The sequence below is a fragment of the Streptomyces sp. NPDC059248 genome (assembly GCF_042753905.1).
Taxonomy (GTDB): Bacteria; Actinomycetota; Actinomycetes; order Streptomycetales; family Streptomycetaceae; genus Streptomyces.
On record NZ_JBHYZV010000001.1, the window covers coordinates 47,503 to 61,924 of the forward strand.

The 14,422-nt window shown below is 70.6% G+C and carries 16 protein-coding genes; 10 read left to right on the forward strand and 6 right to left on the reverse strand.

Features of this window, described 5'->3' with window-relative positions:
* The first annotated feature begins 158 nt into the window (after positions 1–158).
* The 7 genes from casA (at position 159) to cas2e (ending at position 7,061) form a co-directional block, all read left to right on the forward strand.
* Positions 159–1,877: a type I-E CRISPR-associated protein Cse1/CasA gene (casA, locus tag ACFXG1_RS00235; RefSeq protein WP_384711194.1), complete on the forward strand. Its 1,719-nt coding sequence runs from the start codon at positions 159–161 to the stop codon at positions 1,875–1,877.
* Positions 1,878–2,028: 151 nt separating this feature from the next.
* Positions 2,029–2,631 (forward strand): type I-E CRISPR-associated protein Cse2/CasB, encoded by a 603-nt coding sequence (casB, locus tag ACFXG1_RS00240; protein ID WP_384711191.1) that lies wholly within the window; start codon positions 2,029–2,031, stop codon positions 2,629–2,631.
* Between the two features lie 155 nt (positions 2,632–2,786).
* Positions 2,787–3,941 (forward strand): type I-E CRISPR-associated protein Cas7/Cse4/CasC, encoded by a 1,155-nt coding sequence (cas7e, locus tag ACFXG1_RS00245; RefSeq protein ID WP_384711188.1) that lies wholly within the window; start codon positions 2,787–2,789, stop codon positions 3,939–3,941.
* Complete coding sequence (gene cas5e, locus ACFXG1_RS00250; protein WP_384739918.1) at positions 3,938–4,867, forward strand: type I-E CRISPR-associated protein Cas5/CasD; 930 nt, start codon at positions 3,938–3,940, stop codon at positions 4,865–4,867. Before cas7e ends, cas5e begins: the two co-directional genes overlap by 4 nt.
* A gap of 5 nt (positions 4,868–4,872) precedes the next feature.
* Positions 4,873–5,706 carry a type I-E CRISPR-associated protein Cas6/Cse3/CasE gene (cas6e, locus tag ACFXG1_RS00255; RefSeq protein ID WP_384711200.1) on the forward strand — a complete coding sequence of 278 codons (834 nt, stop codon included), beginning with the start codon at positions 4,873–4,875 and terminating at the stop codon, positions 5,704–5,706.
* Positions 5,707–5,709: 3 nt separating this feature from the next.
* Positions 5,710–6,786, forward strand: coding sequence for a type I-E CRISPR-associated endonuclease Cas1e (cas1e, locus tag ACFXG1_RS00260; protein WP_384711182.1), 1,077 nt, complete (start codon positions 5,710–5,712; stop codon positions 6,784–6,786).
* Positions 6,783–7,061 (forward strand): type I-E CRISPR-associated endoribonuclease Cas2e, encoded by a 279-nt coding sequence (gene cas2e, locus ACFXG1_RS00265; RefSeq protein WP_384711179.1) that lies wholly within the window; start codon positions 6,783–6,785, stop codon positions 7,059–7,061. The genes cas1e and cas2e overlap by 4 nt, the downstream gene beginning before the upstream one ends.
* A 32-nt stretch (positions 7,062–7,093) precedes the next feature.
* On the opposite strand, the gene ACFXG1_RS00270 is transcribed toward cas2e, so the two are convergent.
* Entirely contained in the window at positions 7,094–7,240 is a 147-nt protein-coding gene (locus ACFXG1_RS00270) for a hypothetical protein (RefSeq protein WP_384711176.1), read from the reverse strand.
* A 97-nt stretch (positions 7,241–7,337) separates the two neighbouring features.
* Positions 7,338–8,225 (reverse strand): AraC family transcriptional regulator N-terminal domain-containing protein, encoded by an 888-nt coding sequence (locus ACFXG1_RS00275; protein ID WP_384711172.1) that lies wholly within the window; start codon positions 8,223–8,225, stop codon positions 7,338–7,340.
* Positions 8,226–8,312: 87 nt separating this feature from the next.
* Between ACFXG1_RS00275 and ACFXG1_RS00280 the strand changes: the two genes are divergently transcribed.
* Positions 8,313–9,317, forward strand: coding sequence for an aldo/keto reductase (locus ACFXG1_RS00280; RefSeq protein WP_384711169.1), 1,005 nt, complete (start codon positions 8,313–8,315; stop codon positions 9,315–9,317).
* A gap of 97 nt (positions 9,318–9,414) precedes the next feature.
* Here ACFXG1_RS00280 and ACFXG1_RS00285 read toward each other — a convergent pair whose 3' ends face one another.
* The 4 genes from ACFXG1_RS00285 to ACFXG1_RS00300 form a co-directional block, all read right to left on the reverse strand.
* Positions 9,415–9,753 carry a MerR family transcriptional regulator gene (locus tag ACFXG1_RS00285; protein ID WP_384711167.1) on the reverse strand — a complete coding sequence of 113 codons (339 nt, stop codon included), beginning with the start codon at positions 9,751–9,753 and terminating at the stop codon, positions 9,415–9,417.
* Positions 9,754–10,047: 294 nt separating this feature from the next.
* Positions 10,048–10,359: an SCO5918 family protein gene (locus tag ACFXG1_RS00290; RefSeq protein WP_384708422.1), complete on the reverse strand. Its 312-nt coding sequence runs from the start codon at positions 10,357–10,359 to the stop codon at positions 10,048–10,050.
* Positions 10,360–10,461: 102 nt separating this feature from the next.
* A complete protein-coding gene (locus tag ACFXG1_RS00295) occupies positions 10,462–11,958 on the reverse strand; it encodes a DEAD/DEAH box helicase (RefSeq protein WP_384708425.1) in 1,497 nt (498 codons plus the stop codon).
* A gap of 301 nt (positions 11,959–12,259) precedes the next feature.
* A complete protein-coding gene (locus ACFXG1_RS00300) occupies positions 12,260–12,463 on the reverse strand; it encodes a cold-shock protein (protein ID WP_031141049.1) in 204 nt (67 codons plus the stop codon).
* 770 nt (positions 12,464–13,233) lie between these two features.
* Here ACFXG1_RS00300 and ACFXG1_RS00305 point away from each other — a divergent pair.
* Both ACFXG1_RS00305 and ACFXG1_RS00310 read left to right on the forward strand, forming a co-directional pair.
* Complete coding sequence (locus ACFXG1_RS00305) at positions 13,234–13,692, forward strand: hypothetical protein (RefSeq protein ID WP_384708428.1); 459 nt, start codon at positions 13,234–13,236, stop codon at positions 13,690–13,692.
* 87 nt (positions 13,693–13,779) lie between these two features.
* Positions 13,780–14,337 (forward strand): toxin, encoded by a 558-nt coding sequence (locus tag ACFXG1_RS00310; protein WP_384708431.1) that lies wholly within the window; start codon positions 13,780–13,782, stop codon positions 14,335–14,337.
* The last annotated feature ends 85 nt before the right edge of the window (positions 14,338–14,422 follow it).

A 14,422-nucleotide genomic window follows, 5' to 3' on the forward strand; every position in this document is an offset into this window, starting at 1 on the left:
CCGTCGTAGAGACAGAAAAGCGGAGCATCCCCTCGGTGTGTACACCTGTCACCTCACGGGGGCCTCGGGCATCTTCTCATTCCCCCTCCGAAAAGGGGGAGGGTGTGCCACGCTGATGTCGCGCCGCTGAGACATAAAAGCTTTGTGGGGGAACCGAGTTGTTCAATCTGCTGGATGAGTCCTGGCAGCCCGCGCGCCCGGTCGGCGACGGCGCGGACCATGCCGTACGGGCCAAAGAAGTGCAGTCGGTCGGCTTACGCGAGTTACTTCTCGACGCGGACCGGTTCCAGGACCTCGTGGTCGAGCTGCCCACGCAGAAGCCCGCGATCTACCGCCAGCTCCTGCTCCCCCTGGTCGTGGACGCGCTCGGACGGCCGGCGGACGCGGCCGAGTGGATCGAGATGTTCCGGGCCGGTGCCTTCACCGAGAAGCAGCGGCAGGGGCTGGGAGCGTACTTCGACGAGTACGGGCACCTCTTCGACCTCTTCGACCCCGTCCAGCCCTTCGCGCAGGTCGCCGGGCTCCGTACGGCGAAGGGCGAGACCAAGGGGTCGGCGCTTCTCGTGGCCACTGCGGCCACCGGGAACAATGTGCCGCTGTTCTCGTCCCGTACCGAGGGCGATCCCCTGGAGCTGACCCCGGCGGAAGCCGCCCGCTGGCTGCTCCACACACACTGCTGGGACACCGCCGCCATCAAGACCGGCGTCGTCGGCGACCCGCTGGCCAAGGCGGGCAAAACGACCGGCAACCCCACCGGGCCACTGGGTCAGTTGGGCGTCACGATGCCCATGGGACGCACCGTCTACGAGACACTGCTGCTGAGCATCCCCTTCGGCCAGAAACCCCACTCGGAGGACCGGCCCCAGTGGCGCCGCCGCGCCACCGAGGGCGAGATCGAGAAGACCCTCTCCTGCGCCCTGTCCGCCTGGCAGTCCCGGCCCGCCCGCGGCCTGCTCGACCTCTGGACCTGGCAGTCGCGCCGGATCCGGCTGATCCCCGAGGACACCCCGGCCGGGCCGCGGGTCACCAGGGTCGTCGTCGCCGCCGGAGACCGGCTCACCACGATCCCCGAGGACGAGCCGCATACGGCGTGGATCAAGGAGCGTCCCGGCGGCCCCCGGGCGAGGAAGACCGCCAAGGCCGGACCGGCGAGCCCCCTGCGCCCCCGCCGCCACCAGCCGGGCCGGGCGGCCTGGCGCGGCCTCGAAGCGTTGCTCGCCGTCTGGAACACCGGCAAGGACCAAGAGGCGACCGCCACCCGTTCCGGCTTCCAGACCAGCATCCTGCTCGGCAAGCTGCGCGAGGTCGGCGACCGGATGCCGGAGTCGTACCCCCTCCAGGTCGAACTCACCGGCATCGTCTACGGCAACCAGTCCGCCGTCATCGAGGACGTCTTCTTCGACGAGATCCCCCTTCCCGTCACGGCGCTCGACCCGGAAGGCATCGTCTACGAATCCCTGCTCGTAGCCGTGGACCAGGCGGAGAGCCTGGCCGCCGCCGTCAACCACCTCTCCGGGGATCTCCGCCGGGCCGCGGGCGCCGAACCGATCCCGTGGGACAAGGGCCAGCGCCCGGGGGACACCCTGCTGCACGCGCTCGACCCCGTCGTACGACGGCTGCTCGCCGGTCTCCGTTCCGTCGGCGAGGACTTCGACGCCTCTGAGCGCGGCCTCGAAGCGTGGGAGGAGAAGGCCGAGCGGGCGACCTGGAAAGTGGCGGAGCAGATCTTCTCCACGGCCGCGCCCGGACTGTTCACGGGCCGCACCGTGACCAAGGACGGCAAGGAGCACGTCTACCGGCTCAGCACGGCCGAGCACGCGTTCCGCCGACGCCTCGCCACGATCCTCCCCCGCCGCGCCGCCGGCCGCGGGAACTGACCTCCGGGGCCCGGGAGCCCGGAGCCCGGGCCGTCGGCGGCCCGTTGCGACCTTGGAGCCGCCGTGGCCCCCTGCCGCCCCTGCCGCCCGGTCTCGTCATCACACCATCAACGCATCGGGCCTCACGCCGAGCCGACCGAAGGGAACCGCCGTGTCCACCACCGCACAGCCAGAACCCGCCGCACGCCGCTACTGGACCCGGCGCGTGGATGCCCGTGGCGACTGGCGGACCGACCCCCTGAGCGGCGCCAAGACGCGCGCACCGGGCGAAGACCTGGCCGCCCTGCGTGCGGGTCTGGGACGACCGGCCGGTACGGTCCCCGAACTCTGGCCCTTCTACACCAGCCCCGTCGACGGCCGGGTCACCCCCGAGCTGGAGGCCGAGCACGCGGCCCTCGCGCTCTACGGACTCCATCAGCAGAGTCAGAGCAGGCCCATGCACAAGCCCGGAATCCCCATGGGCACGGCGCTGCGCGCCCTGCACCGCACCGAGCGGTTCGGCAAGGAGGCCGTCGACCGGCGGGTGGCGGCCGCCGTCCAGACCACCTCCGTCTCCGCCCTGGTCTACCGGCTGCGCGGGCTGGTCACACAACTCCGCTCCGTGGAACAGCCCGTGGACTACGACCAGCTGCTTCTGGACATCCAGCGCTGGACGACCCCGGGAGCCAGACAGCAGGTCCGGCGCCGCTGGGGGCTCGCGTACCACGCCTGGGGCGCCCGCGCGGACGCCGGCGCCCCGCCGGAGGACTCGTAACTCCCCGGCCGGAAACCGCCCCCGCGGCGGAGCGACGGCCGACGCACCGCACCGCTCGACCCACCGCACCGCCCGACCCACCGACAACCACCACGCCCCCCGACCGACAGAACTGTCAGGACCGACAGCCCCAACAGAACCGACCGGAGGCCGCCATGGCGCTGCCCGCGCCCCGTACGTACATCGACGTCCACATCCTGCAAACGGTGCCGCCCGCCAACCTCAACCGTGACGACCAGGGCAACCCCAAGGAGGCGTACTTCGGCGGGGTACGCCGTTCCCGGGTCTCGTCGCAGGCATGGAAGCGGTCCACCCGTACCCACTTCGCCGAACGGATCCCGGAGCAGGACCTGGCGACCCGTACCCGGCGCATCGGCACCGCCCTCACCGAGCAGATCGCCGCCGGCACCACCGGCCTCGACGACGAGGCGGCGGCCCGGCTCGCGAACGCGCTGCTGGCACGGTTGAAGATCAGCGCAGGGAAGAAGGACGGGGACACCGCGTATCTGTTCTTCTACGGTCGCCGCCAGCTCGCGGCTGTCGCGGAGCTGGTACGGGACCGGGCCGCGGAGCTCGCGGCGCTGGACGACGACGGGCTCGCCGAGGAGATCAAGGTGATGCCCGTCCAGGAGAAGTTCAGCACCGGGCACCCGATGGACGTCGCCCTCTTCGGACGTATGGTCGCCGATATCCCCGCCCTGAACGTCGACGCCGCGACGCAGGTGGCCCACGCCCTGTCGACCCACGCGGTCGAGCTGGAATTCGACTACTTCACCGCGGTCGACGACGAGCAGACGGACGAGGAGACCGGCGCCGGGATGATCGGCACCATCGGCTTCAACTCCGCCACGCTCTACCGCTACGCCTCCGTCGGCCTGCACCAGCTCCGGCACAATCTCGCGGACGACGAGGCGGCGGTCACCGCCGTCGGGGAGTTCGTGACCTCCTTCGCCCGCTCCATGCCCACCGGTTACGGCAACTCCTTCGCGCACCGCACCCTGCCGAGCCTGGTCGCCGTCTCCGTACGGTCCGATCAGCCGGTCAATCTCGTCTCCGCCTTCGAGGAGCCGGTCAGCGTTCCGTCGGGCATCGCGGAGGCGTCCGCGCGCGGCCTGGCCCATGAGCACGGCAGGGCCACGCGCTGCTGGGGCGACGAACCGTCGTTCACCGGCGTCTGCCACACCTTCGCCGAGTCGGGTGACACGGCCGAACTGCTGACGGCGACGTTCGGCGCGCCGGTCGCCTTCCCACAGCTCCTGGGCGGTCTGCGGGCCCACCTCACCGACACCCTCCAGCAGGCCGCCCGATGACTTCCCCGGCTGCCGACTCCGTTGCCGATCCCGTTGCCGACTCCGGTGCCGACCCCGGTTCCGGCCCGCCCCCGCCCGGCGAATTCCCACCGCCCGGCGACGACGCGGTCCTCCTCATCCGGCTCGCCGGTCCACTCCAGTCCTGGGGCGTACGCAGCGCCTTCAACCGCCGCGAGACCAGCCCGGAGCCCACCAAGTCGGGGGTCGTCGGCCTGCTTGCCGCCGCCGCGGGCGTCGCCCGGGAGGACCCGCTGGGCGAACTGCCGGAGCTACGGCTCGGCATCCGCGTCGACCAGCCGGGCACCCTGCTCCGGGACTACCACACGGTCGGTGACTACCGGGGGCGCCCGCTGCCCCAGTCCGGTGTGACCGCCAAGGGGACGCAGAAGCCGACGTCACCCGTGAAGCACACACATGTGACGACCCGCTACTACCTCCAGGACGCGGTCTTCCTTGCCGCGGTCGCCGGGCCGCGCGCCCTGCTGAGCGCGCTCGATCTCGCCCTCCGGGCCCCCGCGTTCCCGCTCGCGCTGGGCCGCCGCTCCTGCCCGCCCACCCAGCCGGTATCCCTCGGTCTGCGGGAAACGGGCCTGGAGGAGGCGCTGACGGAGCAGCCGTGGCTGGTGACGCGGCGGGCGGGCGAACAGTACGCGTCCCGGCTCGGCCGGGAACGAGGGCTCGGCCGCCCGCTGTATCCGGCCCGTATCGACTGCTCGGTCACCCTGGAGGATCCCGACGGCGACGACATCGCCCACGACGCACCCGTCTCGTTCGACCCGTACGCCCGCCGCTTCACCAGCCGACGCGTCCGCCACGGCTGGCTGAGCGTCCCGACCGGCTTCCCGAACCCCGACTCCGACCCCGACTCCGACCCCGATGCCTCCGGCGAGGCCGGACACGACCCCTTCGCCCTGCTGGGCTGGTGACCGCGATGACGTATCTCTCCCGTATCCGTATCAATCCCCTCCGCGCCGAGAGCCGGAAGCTGCTGTCCAATCCGCGGGCCATGCACGGCGCCGTCCTGGGCGGTGTCCCCGACGGCACTCCCGGTCCCGTCGGCGAACGCGTCCTGTGGCGGCTGGACGCGGACAATCCGCACCGGCCCTACCTGTACGTCCTCACCCGCTCCAAGCCGGACTGGACCCATGTCGTGGAACGGGCCGGCTGGCCCGGCGCCGAGGGGGAACACGTGGCGATCCGCGAGTACGCCCCGCTTCTCGCCCAGATCGCGACCGGCCGAGAGTTCGCCTTCCGCCTCACCGCGAGCCCGGTCCAGAACACCCAGTCCCCGCAGCGCCCCACCCCCGCCCAGGCCGCGCGGATCGCCTCCCATACGGAGAACAAGCGGGTACGGGGCTTCCGCCTCGGTCATCGCACGGTCGGCGCCCAGCTCGCCTGGTTCCTGAGCCGTACGGAACGCTGGGGCTTCGACGTCCCGGTCTCCCGCACCGATCCCCCCGCCCCTGGTGTCGAACAGCCCGGCCCGGCGGACCCGCCGCAACCGGAATCGGAATCGGAATCGGGCAGGGAATCCCGTACGCCGGACCCGCTCCGCGAGGTACGTGTCACGGCCCGCCACCGCCACTCCTTCAAGAAGAACGGCAAGGGTCCCGGCGTCACCTTCCAGAGCGCCACCTTCGAAGGCCGCCTCCGCGTCACCGACCCCGCGTTGTTCACCGCCCGCCTCCTCGACGGGATCGGCCCGTCGAAGGCGTACGGCTGCGGACTCCTCACGCTCGCGCCTCTTCCGGGCCGGGAGGGCTGAGCCGTGGCCGACATCTGGTGGAAGGCCGACCCCCACGATCTGCACCGCATCGTCGACCGGGTCTCCAGCGTCTATGTGGAACGCAGCCATCTCGACCGCGACGAGAACGCCGTCGTCGTGATCAACAAGCGGGAGACGGTACGGATCCCGGCCGCCATGATCGCCGTCGTGCTGCTTGGCCCCGGCACCCGCGTCACCCACGGCGCGATCCGGCTGCTCGCGGACTCCGGTACCGCGGTCTGCTGGGTCGGTGAACAGGGCGTACGGATGTACGCGGCGGGCCTCGGCCCCAGCCGCGGCTCCGGCCTGCTCCACCGGCAGGCATGGCTGGTCACGCGGCCCAAGGAACGACTCGGTGTCGCCCGCGCCATGTACGGCATGCGGTTCCCCGGCGAAGACGTGTCCCGCGCCACGATGCAGCAGCTCCGGGGGCGCGAGGGCGCCCGTATCCGCAAGCTCTACCAGGAGCACTCCCGCCGTACCGGGGTCCGCTGGGACGGCCGCGTCTACAAGGCGGGCGACGCGTTCGCCGCGGGTGACGACCTCAACCGGCTGCTCTCCGCCGCCAACGCCGCCCTGTACGGCATCTGCCATGCCGTGATCGTCGGACTCGGCGCGAGCCCCGGACTCGGCTTCGTCCACACCGGCTCCGCGATCTCCTTCGTCCTGGACGTCGCCGACCTCTACAAGGCCGAGTACACGATCCCCCTCGCCTTCGACCTCACGGCGCGGGGACTCACCGAGGAACGGGACGCCCGGGTCGGCCTCCGCGACCAGATCGCCGGGACGAAGCTGCTCGGCCGGATCGTGACCGATGTCAAGAGCCTGCTGAACCCGCCCGGCACGGACTTCGACACCCCGGAAACGAGCGAGCTCTGGGACGAACGCCTTGGATCGGTCGCCGCGGGCGTCAACTGGGCTTCGGACGCCGCCTCTCCACAAGACTCCCCCGAGCCGTCCGCGAACCCGGCCCCGGCCCCGACCCTGACCCCGGCCGATATGGGCGAACGCCATATCGCGGTCATCGGCCCCGACCCCACGGACCCCGAGCCGGAGCCGGAGCCGGAGCAGAGCGGATGACCGTCATCGTCCTGATCGCCGCCCCCGAGGGCCTCCGCGGCCATCTCACCCGCTGGATGGTCGAGGTCGACGCCGGTGTCTTCGTCGGCAATCCGAGCCGCCGCGTCCGGGACCGCCTATGGGAACTCCTCGCCACCCGTATCGGCGACGGCCAGGCCGTCCTGGTCGAACCCGCCCCCAACGAACAGGGCTGGGCGGTCCGCACCGCGGGCCGCGACCGCTGGCGCCCGGTGGACCTGGACGGCCTGATCCTCTCGGCCCGCAACCGCCGCTGACCACCTCGCCCCCGCCGCCAGGTTCCACCGGTTCACCGCCCCAGGCTCTGCCCCGCCCCGCCGACGCTCTGCCGCACGGCGTCGGCGCCCTTGGCCCCGCCCTCGTACACGGTCATCAGTAGGACATTGCACACGAGGGCGGCGAGGGCGAGGAACGCCTTGCGGCGGATGTCGGACATGAAGTCCCCCGGGTCATCGGTGGTGGCTGCGGCTCACTCACTAGGAGGGGTCTGCCGGCCGAGGGGATCCCGGATCCTCCGATCCAGGACACCGCCGTCACGGCCCGGTGACATGGTCACGAGGAGTCCCGCCCCGCAGCCGTGCCGCGTCCCGCATCGGCGGCAGGCCGTAGACGCTCCGGTACTCCCGGCTGAACTGGGTCGCGCTCACATAACCGACGGCCTCCGCGATCGACGCCGCCGTGGCCTCACCCGCCGCCAGCCGCCGCCTGGCCTCCTGGAGCCGCAGCTGCTTCTGGAAGCGGAGCGGACTCATACCGGTGGCGGCCTTGAAACGGCGGTGCAGGGTAGCGGTGCTCATATGCGCGACGGCCGCGATCTCGGCGACGCACAGCGGCTCGGTGTAGTGCTCGCAGATCCACGCCGCCGCCGCGCGCACCCGGGCCGTTCCCGAGTCCGCCAGCGTGAACTGGCGCAGGGCCGGACCGAGCGGACTGCCGAGCAGCCGGTACAGGATCTCACTCTCGATACGCGTCGCCAGCGGTCCGATGTCCTCCGGGGCGTCCAGCAGCCGCACCCACCGGGTGACCGCGTCGACGAGTTCCGGAGTCATCGCCGCGGTGAACTGCCCGTCGTCACCGGGCAGCGGACGGGGGCTCGACTCGCCGAACTCCAGAAGCAGCTCCGTGAGCGCCCTGCCGTCGAGCCGCATGACCACCGAGCGGTACGGAACCTGCTCGCACGAGGCGGTGACCGGCACCCGGAGCGTATTGAGGAACATGTCACCGCGCCCGGTCGTCCAGCTCCGCTCACCCGCGACGGCTCGTTTGGCGCCATCGGCTATGAAACAGACCATCGGGTCGTACAGCAGGTCGGCGGGGGCGCTCGGCTCGTCGAGCGTGACCAGGGAGAGACGAGGGACCGCCGTCTCGGACCACAGCCCGACACCGTGGCGGGCGACGGCCGCCGAAAGCCGATCCAGCATGCGGTGCTCCCTTGCTGAGAGGATCAGGCAATTCTATGCGGCTCGCGCCCCATGACCGCGGGCGGGCGCGGACCTAACGTTCACGGCATGACACAGAACGCGAACCTCCCGCACCGCGAGCTCGGCACGCAGGGCCTGCGAGTCGGTGCGATCGGCCTCGGCACGATGGGTATGACGATGGCGTACGGCGCCGGGGACGAGGAAGGCGGGACCGCCGCCATCCGCCGGGCGTACGAACTGGGCGTGACCCTCTTCGACACCGCCGAGCTGTACGGCATGGGCACCGGCAGCAACGAGCGGCTGCTCGGCCGTGCCGTGGAGGGCTTCCGCGACGAGGTCGTCGTCGCCACCAAGTTCGGCTTCGATCTGAGCGATCCGCAGAACGTCGGGAACAAGCTGGACAGCCGTCCGGAGCACATCCGGGAGGTCGCCGAGAACAGCCTGCGCTATCTGGGAACGGACCATATCGATGTGCTGTACCAGCACCGGGTGGACCCGAATGTACCCATCGAGGACGTGGCGGGCACGGTCGGCGAACTGATCGCCGAAGGCAAGGTCCGCTACTTCGGTCTGAGCGAGGCGGGCCCGGACATCATCCGGCGGGCACACGCCGTGCATCCGGTGTCGGTGCTCCAGACCGAGTACTCGGTGTTCGAACGCGCGGTGGAGGCCGAGGTGCTGCCGGTCGTACGGGAGCTGGGCATCGGATTCGTACCCTACTCGCCCCTGGGCCGGGGCTTCCTGACCGGTGCGGTGAAGCCCGCCGCCGACTATCCGGCGGATGACATGCGCAGTTTCGACGACCGCTGGCAGCCAGGAAACTACGAGAAGAACCTGTCCGCGGTGCGCGAGCTGACCCTGCTCGCCGACGAGAAGCACATCTCCGTCACCCAGCTCGCACTCGCCTGGCTGCTGGCCCAGGGCGACGACATCGTCCCCATCCCCGGAACCCGCAGCCCCGAACGGGTCGCCCAGAACACCGCCGCGGCGTATGTGACGCTCACCCTGCAGGACCTCGCCCGTATCCACCGGATCCTCCCGGGCGGCGCGGCCGGCTCGCGCTACCCGGACTCGATGATGCCGTCCTGGTAGCACCCCGGCGACGGTTCCGCACAGCGGAGGCAACGCCGTTGTGCGCGAGGGGCCGATGTGCGCGGGGCCCGCCGGTGTCCGGCGGGCGCGCACCGTCTCAGTCCGCGGTCGGCGGGTCCGCCGATCCGGCCGCGCGGCGGTATTCGGCGTTGATGCGCTGGGCTTCTTCGAGCTGGTCTTCGAGGATGATGATGCGGCACGCGGCCTCGATGGGGGTGCCCTGGTCGACGAGTTCCCGGGCGCGGGCGGCGATGCGCAGCTGGTAGCGGGAGAAGCGGCGGTGGCCTCCCTCGGAGCGCAGGGGGGAGATGAGGCGGGCTTCCCCGATGGCGCGGAGGAAACCCTGGGTGGTGCCGAGGATCTCGGCGGCCCGGCCCATCGTGTAGGCGGGGTAGTCGTCGTCGTCGAGACGGTCGTACGAGTCGCCTGCTGTCATTGGACCTCTCTCGTGGAACGCGTTGCGGGGCCCCGCTGCCGTACGGCACCAAGGCCCCGAAGGAACTACTACACCACTTGCCGACCCTGATACCGAGCCGGCCTTCTGTGTCCGCGGACCCGACCCGGCCGCCGTCGGCGGTACCGGTACCGCCGGCCCGCCACGAGTGGAGCGACTCACCGATACGCGGGAGGGCCCGCCCGGCATGTGCCGGGCGGGCCCTCTTGGCTGTTCGAGGTCAGCCCACGTTCTTCCGCGATCCGCGGTCCGCGGTCGCGGGTTTGCGGTCCGCGGTCAGGCCGCCGTAGGGGCTCCGAGCGCCGCGGAGGCGTGCTGGAGCGGGTCGGGGGCGGGGGCGGGCGTGGTGGCCTGGGGAAGGCCGTGACAGGTGAAGCCGAGCTTGGTCATGGCCCGGACGACTTCGGCGGCGCTGAAATCGCGTCGGTCCTGGCCGGTGATGACCTGGCCGACCTGCTTGGCGGGGTAGGTGCGACGGCCGATGACCACGGACTCGCCGGTGACCTCCTCGGGCTTGACGCCCTTCATGGAGGTCAGGACGCCGTTCTTGGTGAGCTCGAAGGGGAAACGGGCGATGACACAGCGCACGATGCCTCACAGGGAGAGGAAGGGATGGTTCCGGCGTGGCGAAGCGGATCAGACACGGACTGGGCTTCTACGGAGATGGTAAAGCTGCCGAATCGCGCGGTGTCAGGCCGCAGTGTCGACGGCGGTACGTCGCGCGTTGCCGCGCCGGGCAGCCGAAGCGGAGCCGCGCCGACCGCGTGAGGTCGCGCCGCGCTTGCGCTGTTCGGCCGGCGGCGGGGTGATCGTCACGGGGATGCCGGAAGGCGTCCGGGCACCGGTGATCCGGCGCAGCGCTTCCTCACCGGAGCGGACCTGGGTCGTCTGGGGCACGATACCGGCGGCCGTCATGAGACGGGTCATGTCGCGGCGCTGGTTGGGGGTCACGAGGGTGACGACGCTGCCGGACTCGCCGGCTCGCGCGGTACGGCCGCCGCGGTGGAGATAGTCCTTGTGGTCGGTCGGCGGGTCGACGTTGACGACGAGGTCGAGGTTGTCGACGTGGATGCCGCGGGCCGCGACGTTCGTCGCGACGAGGACGGTGACGTGCCCGGTCTTGAACCGGGCGAGGGTGCGGGTGCGCTGCGGCTGCGACTTCCCGCCATGCAGGGCGGCCGCTCGGACACCGCAGTCGAGGAGATCCTGGGTGAGGCGGTCCGCGGCGTGCTTGGTGTCCAGGAACATGATCACTCGGCCCTCGCGCGCCGCGATCTCCGCCGTCAGCCGGTGCTTGTCGGCACCGTGCACATGCAGGACGTGGTGCTCCATCGTGGTGACCGCGCCCTGGGAGGGGTCCACGGAGTGGACGACGGGGTCGGTGAGGTAGCGGCGGACCAAGAGGTCGACGTTGCGGTCCAGGGTCGCCGAGAACAGCATGCGCTGGCCCTCGGGGCGGACCTGGTCCAGGAGTGCCGTGACCTGCGGCATGAAGCCCATGTCGGCCATCTGGTCGGCCTCGTCGAGGACGGTGATCGCCACCCGGTTCAGTCGGCAGTCACCGCGGTCGATGAGGTCCTTGAGTCGGCCGGGGGTGGCCACGACGACTTCCGCGCCACCACGCAGCGCGGACGCCTGCCTGCCGATCGACATCCCGCCGACGACGGTGGCCAGGCGCAGCTTCACGGCCCGGGTGTAGGGGGTGAGGGCGTCGGTGACCTGCTGGGCGAGTTCCCGGGTGGGGACCAGGACCAGTGCCAGCGGCTGACGGGGCTCGGCGCGCTGCCCGGTGGTGCGGGCCAGCAGGGCCAGTCCGAAGGCGAGGGTCTTGCCGGAGCCGGTCCGGCCGCGGCCCATGACGTCACGGCCCGCCAGGGAGTTCGGCAGCGTCGCGCCCTGGATCGGGAACGGTACGGACACGCCCTGCGCGGTGAGCGCGGCCAGGAGCTCCTTGGGCATGTCGAGGTCGGCGAAGGTCTCGACGGCGGGCAGCGCCGGAGTGATCGTCTTCGGCAGGGCGAACTCTCCCTGCACTGCGGCCGGCCGTCGGCTGTGGCCTCCCGAGCGCTTCGGGGCGGACGAACCGAAGCGACTGCCACGACCCGAACCGGAGGTGGAGCCGAAGGCGGGGCCGCCGGAGCGGCGGCGGGCGCCGGAGGAGCGGCCGTTCGTACGTGTGGGGTTCATTCAGAACCTTCCTCGATACGGCGCGTATCGAGGAACTCCAGCAGCGAATGAACAGCGCGGAGAATCACAGGAACGGGCCGGATTGCATTCGAAAACAAACTTGAGCCGTGCGAAATTCATGTCGGCGCAAGCGGAAACAGGTGATGGGCGTGGAAGTGAACCAGGCGCATCAACGGGTGAGGCGCGGAAGGGGCTGTGCCCCTGCGGACTCCTGCCGCAGCTGAACCGCTGCGGAAATGCGTGCAGCCAGGGCCCGCACCCCGAGGGATGCGGGCCCTGGCTGTGAGAATACGCGCCGGCGTCAGGCAGGAACGATGTTCTCGGCCGTCGGGCCCTTCTGGCCCTGCGCGATGTCGAAGTTGACCTTCTGGCCCTCCTGGAGCTCGCGGAAGCCCTGGGCGGCGATGTTCGAGTAGTGGGCGAACACGTCCGGGCCGCCACCGTCCTGCTCGATGAAGCCGAAGCCCTTTTCCGCGTTGAACCACTTCACGGTGCCAGCAGCCATGTCATATCTCCTCTGTGCAGTACATCGGAATCCGCACTGTGCGGAAACCGCGTCGCCGCGATGATGCCCTGCCCGGAAATGACCGGAAATACGAAGCGCCTTCATGCGGCGCGGAGGCCGACTGGAGGCGCTTGAAGTTCTTGGGTACCAAAACTGCAACCGATCTCGACAGTAGCACGTTGCGGTGGCTTGTGGGGTGAGATATTTCCCCCTGCGTGTTTGCTGCAAAAACCTTCTCCGCGGGGGGCGTGAAATTCTCAGACCGCGAACGCAGATATTCATCCACCCCGAGCGCGGCGACGACGCCGGACCGGTCGCATGAGCGGTCACGACCCGGGGCCCCCGGGCGCCGTCGCCCCGGGGGCCGATGGTCTCCGACCGGGTGCCGGAGGGGCGGCGGGGCGGATCCACCGTCGTTCGCCGGAGCGGGCGTTCAAGGCGACGGCCATGGCGGCGTTCAAGGCGACGGCCGCGGCGGTGTCCAAGGCGGCGACCCTGCCCGAGGGGCGCCGTGGACCGTCACAGACGCGCTGTGGAACGGTTCCTGAGGGGCTGGCATACTGCACGGGTGTAGCCCTTCGCGCATCCCCCGTCGCGAAGGGCTACACCTGCTTCGGCCGCGTGCCGAACGCACGGCGCGCGGAAGACAAGCACGGACAGGGGACTCCCCTGTGGCCCCCTGGCCGTGTTTTTTGAAGTTAACAGTGGCGTAGATTGTTTGCGCAAGCCGGACACTCGCGCCGGTGTATGAGGTGAACGTAGGTAACCGGATGGACATCGGCGAAGAGCACACGCCTGAACTGCGGACGCTGCGGCAGAAGGTCGAGTACATGCTGGTGAAGACCTTCCCGGGTCAGAAGGTGTCCGGGCGGATCTTCGCCGAGCTGGTCAAGGAGCGCGGAGGCTCGCTCTCCCACAGCTACTTCTCGAACATCCTGGCCGGGAAGGTCACACAGCCCTCCGAGGAGATCCTCAAGGCGCTCGGACTGGGCTTCGGCGTGGACTGGCGGTTCTTCAAGGAGGAGTCGGAGGTCGTCGGCGACGTGGTCGCCGGGCTCCAGTTCCTCGCCATGCGGCGCACCGGTGAGATCGGAGGCGTGGCGGGCCGGGGCGTCGACGACGACGGACTCCCGGCGGAACTCCTGGAGTTCGCCCTCTCCCTGCTGGCGGACACCAAGGCCAGGCAGCGGGCCGAGGCCGTGGACGACGGCGGCCAGGACGGGACGTAGCGCGAACGGGCTCCGTACGGGCGAACGGTGTTGGCTAGACTCGCCGACCGCGTGTGATACGCGCGTGACGACGACCAAGAGGCCTCAATGTCCCTGCGTGAACTGCGCAAAGAGTGCGAAGCCGGACTGGCTGACCTCCCCATACCTGCGCCCTTCACCATCGAGGGCCTGGTGGCGAACATGGAGGCGGCACGCGGCCGGACCATCGTCCTCCAGGAGCTGCCCGAACGGCTGGCGCGCGTCAACGCGGCCTGCGGTCTGCGGTTGAAGTCCGGCACCACCAGTTACGTCCTCTACCGGCGTCGTCCCACCGCGTACCAGACCCAACATGTCATCCTGCACGAGCTCTGCCACGAGTGGTTCGACCACGGCACCAGCCTGGACGCGGACCAGATGCGGCGACTGCTGCCGGTGTTCGACACCTCGTTGATCGGGCGGGTACTCGCCTCCGACTCGGTCCAGGCCCGTGCCCAGTACGGCACGCACGACGAACGGGTCGCCGAATTCGGCGCCTCCCTCATCCCGCGTATGGCCAGAGACGTGACCAGCGACGACATGGTCGGACGGCTGGCGAACTCGCTCTCCCGGCCGGTCGCCCACCGGCGTCGCGCACTCTCCCTCCGTACCTTCTTCCGCCGCTCGTAGCGTCGCCGCCGGAGAGCCCCCGGGCCGTTGCCCGAGAACGCCGTCGCTTTTCTCCCCTCCGCAGAACACCCCGCAGAACACCCCG

What these genes read in the sequence shown, in the direction of transcription:
- ACFXG1_RS00285 (WP_384711167.1), bottom strand. Translation starts at nt 9,753, where the DNA reads ATGACAGCAGGCGACTCGTACGACCGTCTCGACGACGACGACTACCCC.
- cas6e (WP_384711200.1), top strand. Translation starts at nt 4,873, where the DNA reads ATGACGTATCTCTCCCGTATCCGTATCAATCCCCTCCGCGCCGAGAGC.
- ACFXG1_RS00305 (WP_384708428.1), top strand. Translation starts at nt 13,234, where the DNA reads ATGGACATCGGCGAAGAGCACACGCCTGAACTGCGGACGCTGCGGCAG.
- ACFXG1_RS00270 (WP_384711176.1), bottom strand. Translation starts at nt 7,240, where the DNA reads ATGTCCGACATCCGCCGCAAGGCGTTCCTCGCCCTCGCCGCCCTCGTG.
- cas5e (WP_384739918.1), top strand. Translation starts at nt 3,938, where the DNA reads ATGACTTCCCCGGCTGCCGACTCCGTTGCCGATCCCGTTGCCGACTCC.
- ACFXG1_RS00310 (WP_384708431.1), top strand. Translation starts at nt 13,780, where the DNA reads ATGTCCCTGCGTGAACTGCGCAAAGAGTGCGAAGCCGGACTGGCTGAC.
- cas2e (WP_384711179.1), top strand. Translation starts at nt 6,783, where the DNA reads ATGACCGTCATCGTCCTGATCGCCGCCCCCGAGGGCCTCCGCGGCCAT.
- ACFXG1_RS00275 (WP_384711172.1), bottom strand. Translation starts at nt 8,225, where the DNA reads ATGCTGGATCGGCTTTCGGCGGCCGTCGCCCGCCACGGTGTCGGGCTG.
- ACFXG1_RS00280 (WP_384711169.1), top strand. Translation starts at nt 8,313, where the DNA reads ATGACACAGAACGCGAACCTCCCGCACCGCGAGCTCGGCACGCAGGGC.
- cas7e (WP_384711188.1), top strand. Translation starts at nt 2,787, where the DNA reads ATGGCGCTGCCCGCGCCCCGTACGTACATCGACGTCCACATCCTGCAA.
- ACFXG1_RS00300 (WP_031141049.1), bottom strand. Translation starts at nt 12,463, where the DNA reads ATGGCTGCTGGCACCGTGAAGTGGTTCAACGCGGAAAAGGGCTTCGGC.
- ACFXG1_RS00295 (WP_384708425.1), bottom strand. Translation starts at nt 11,958, where the DNA reads ATGAACCCCACACGTACGAACGGCCGCTCCTCCGGCGCCCGCCGCCGC.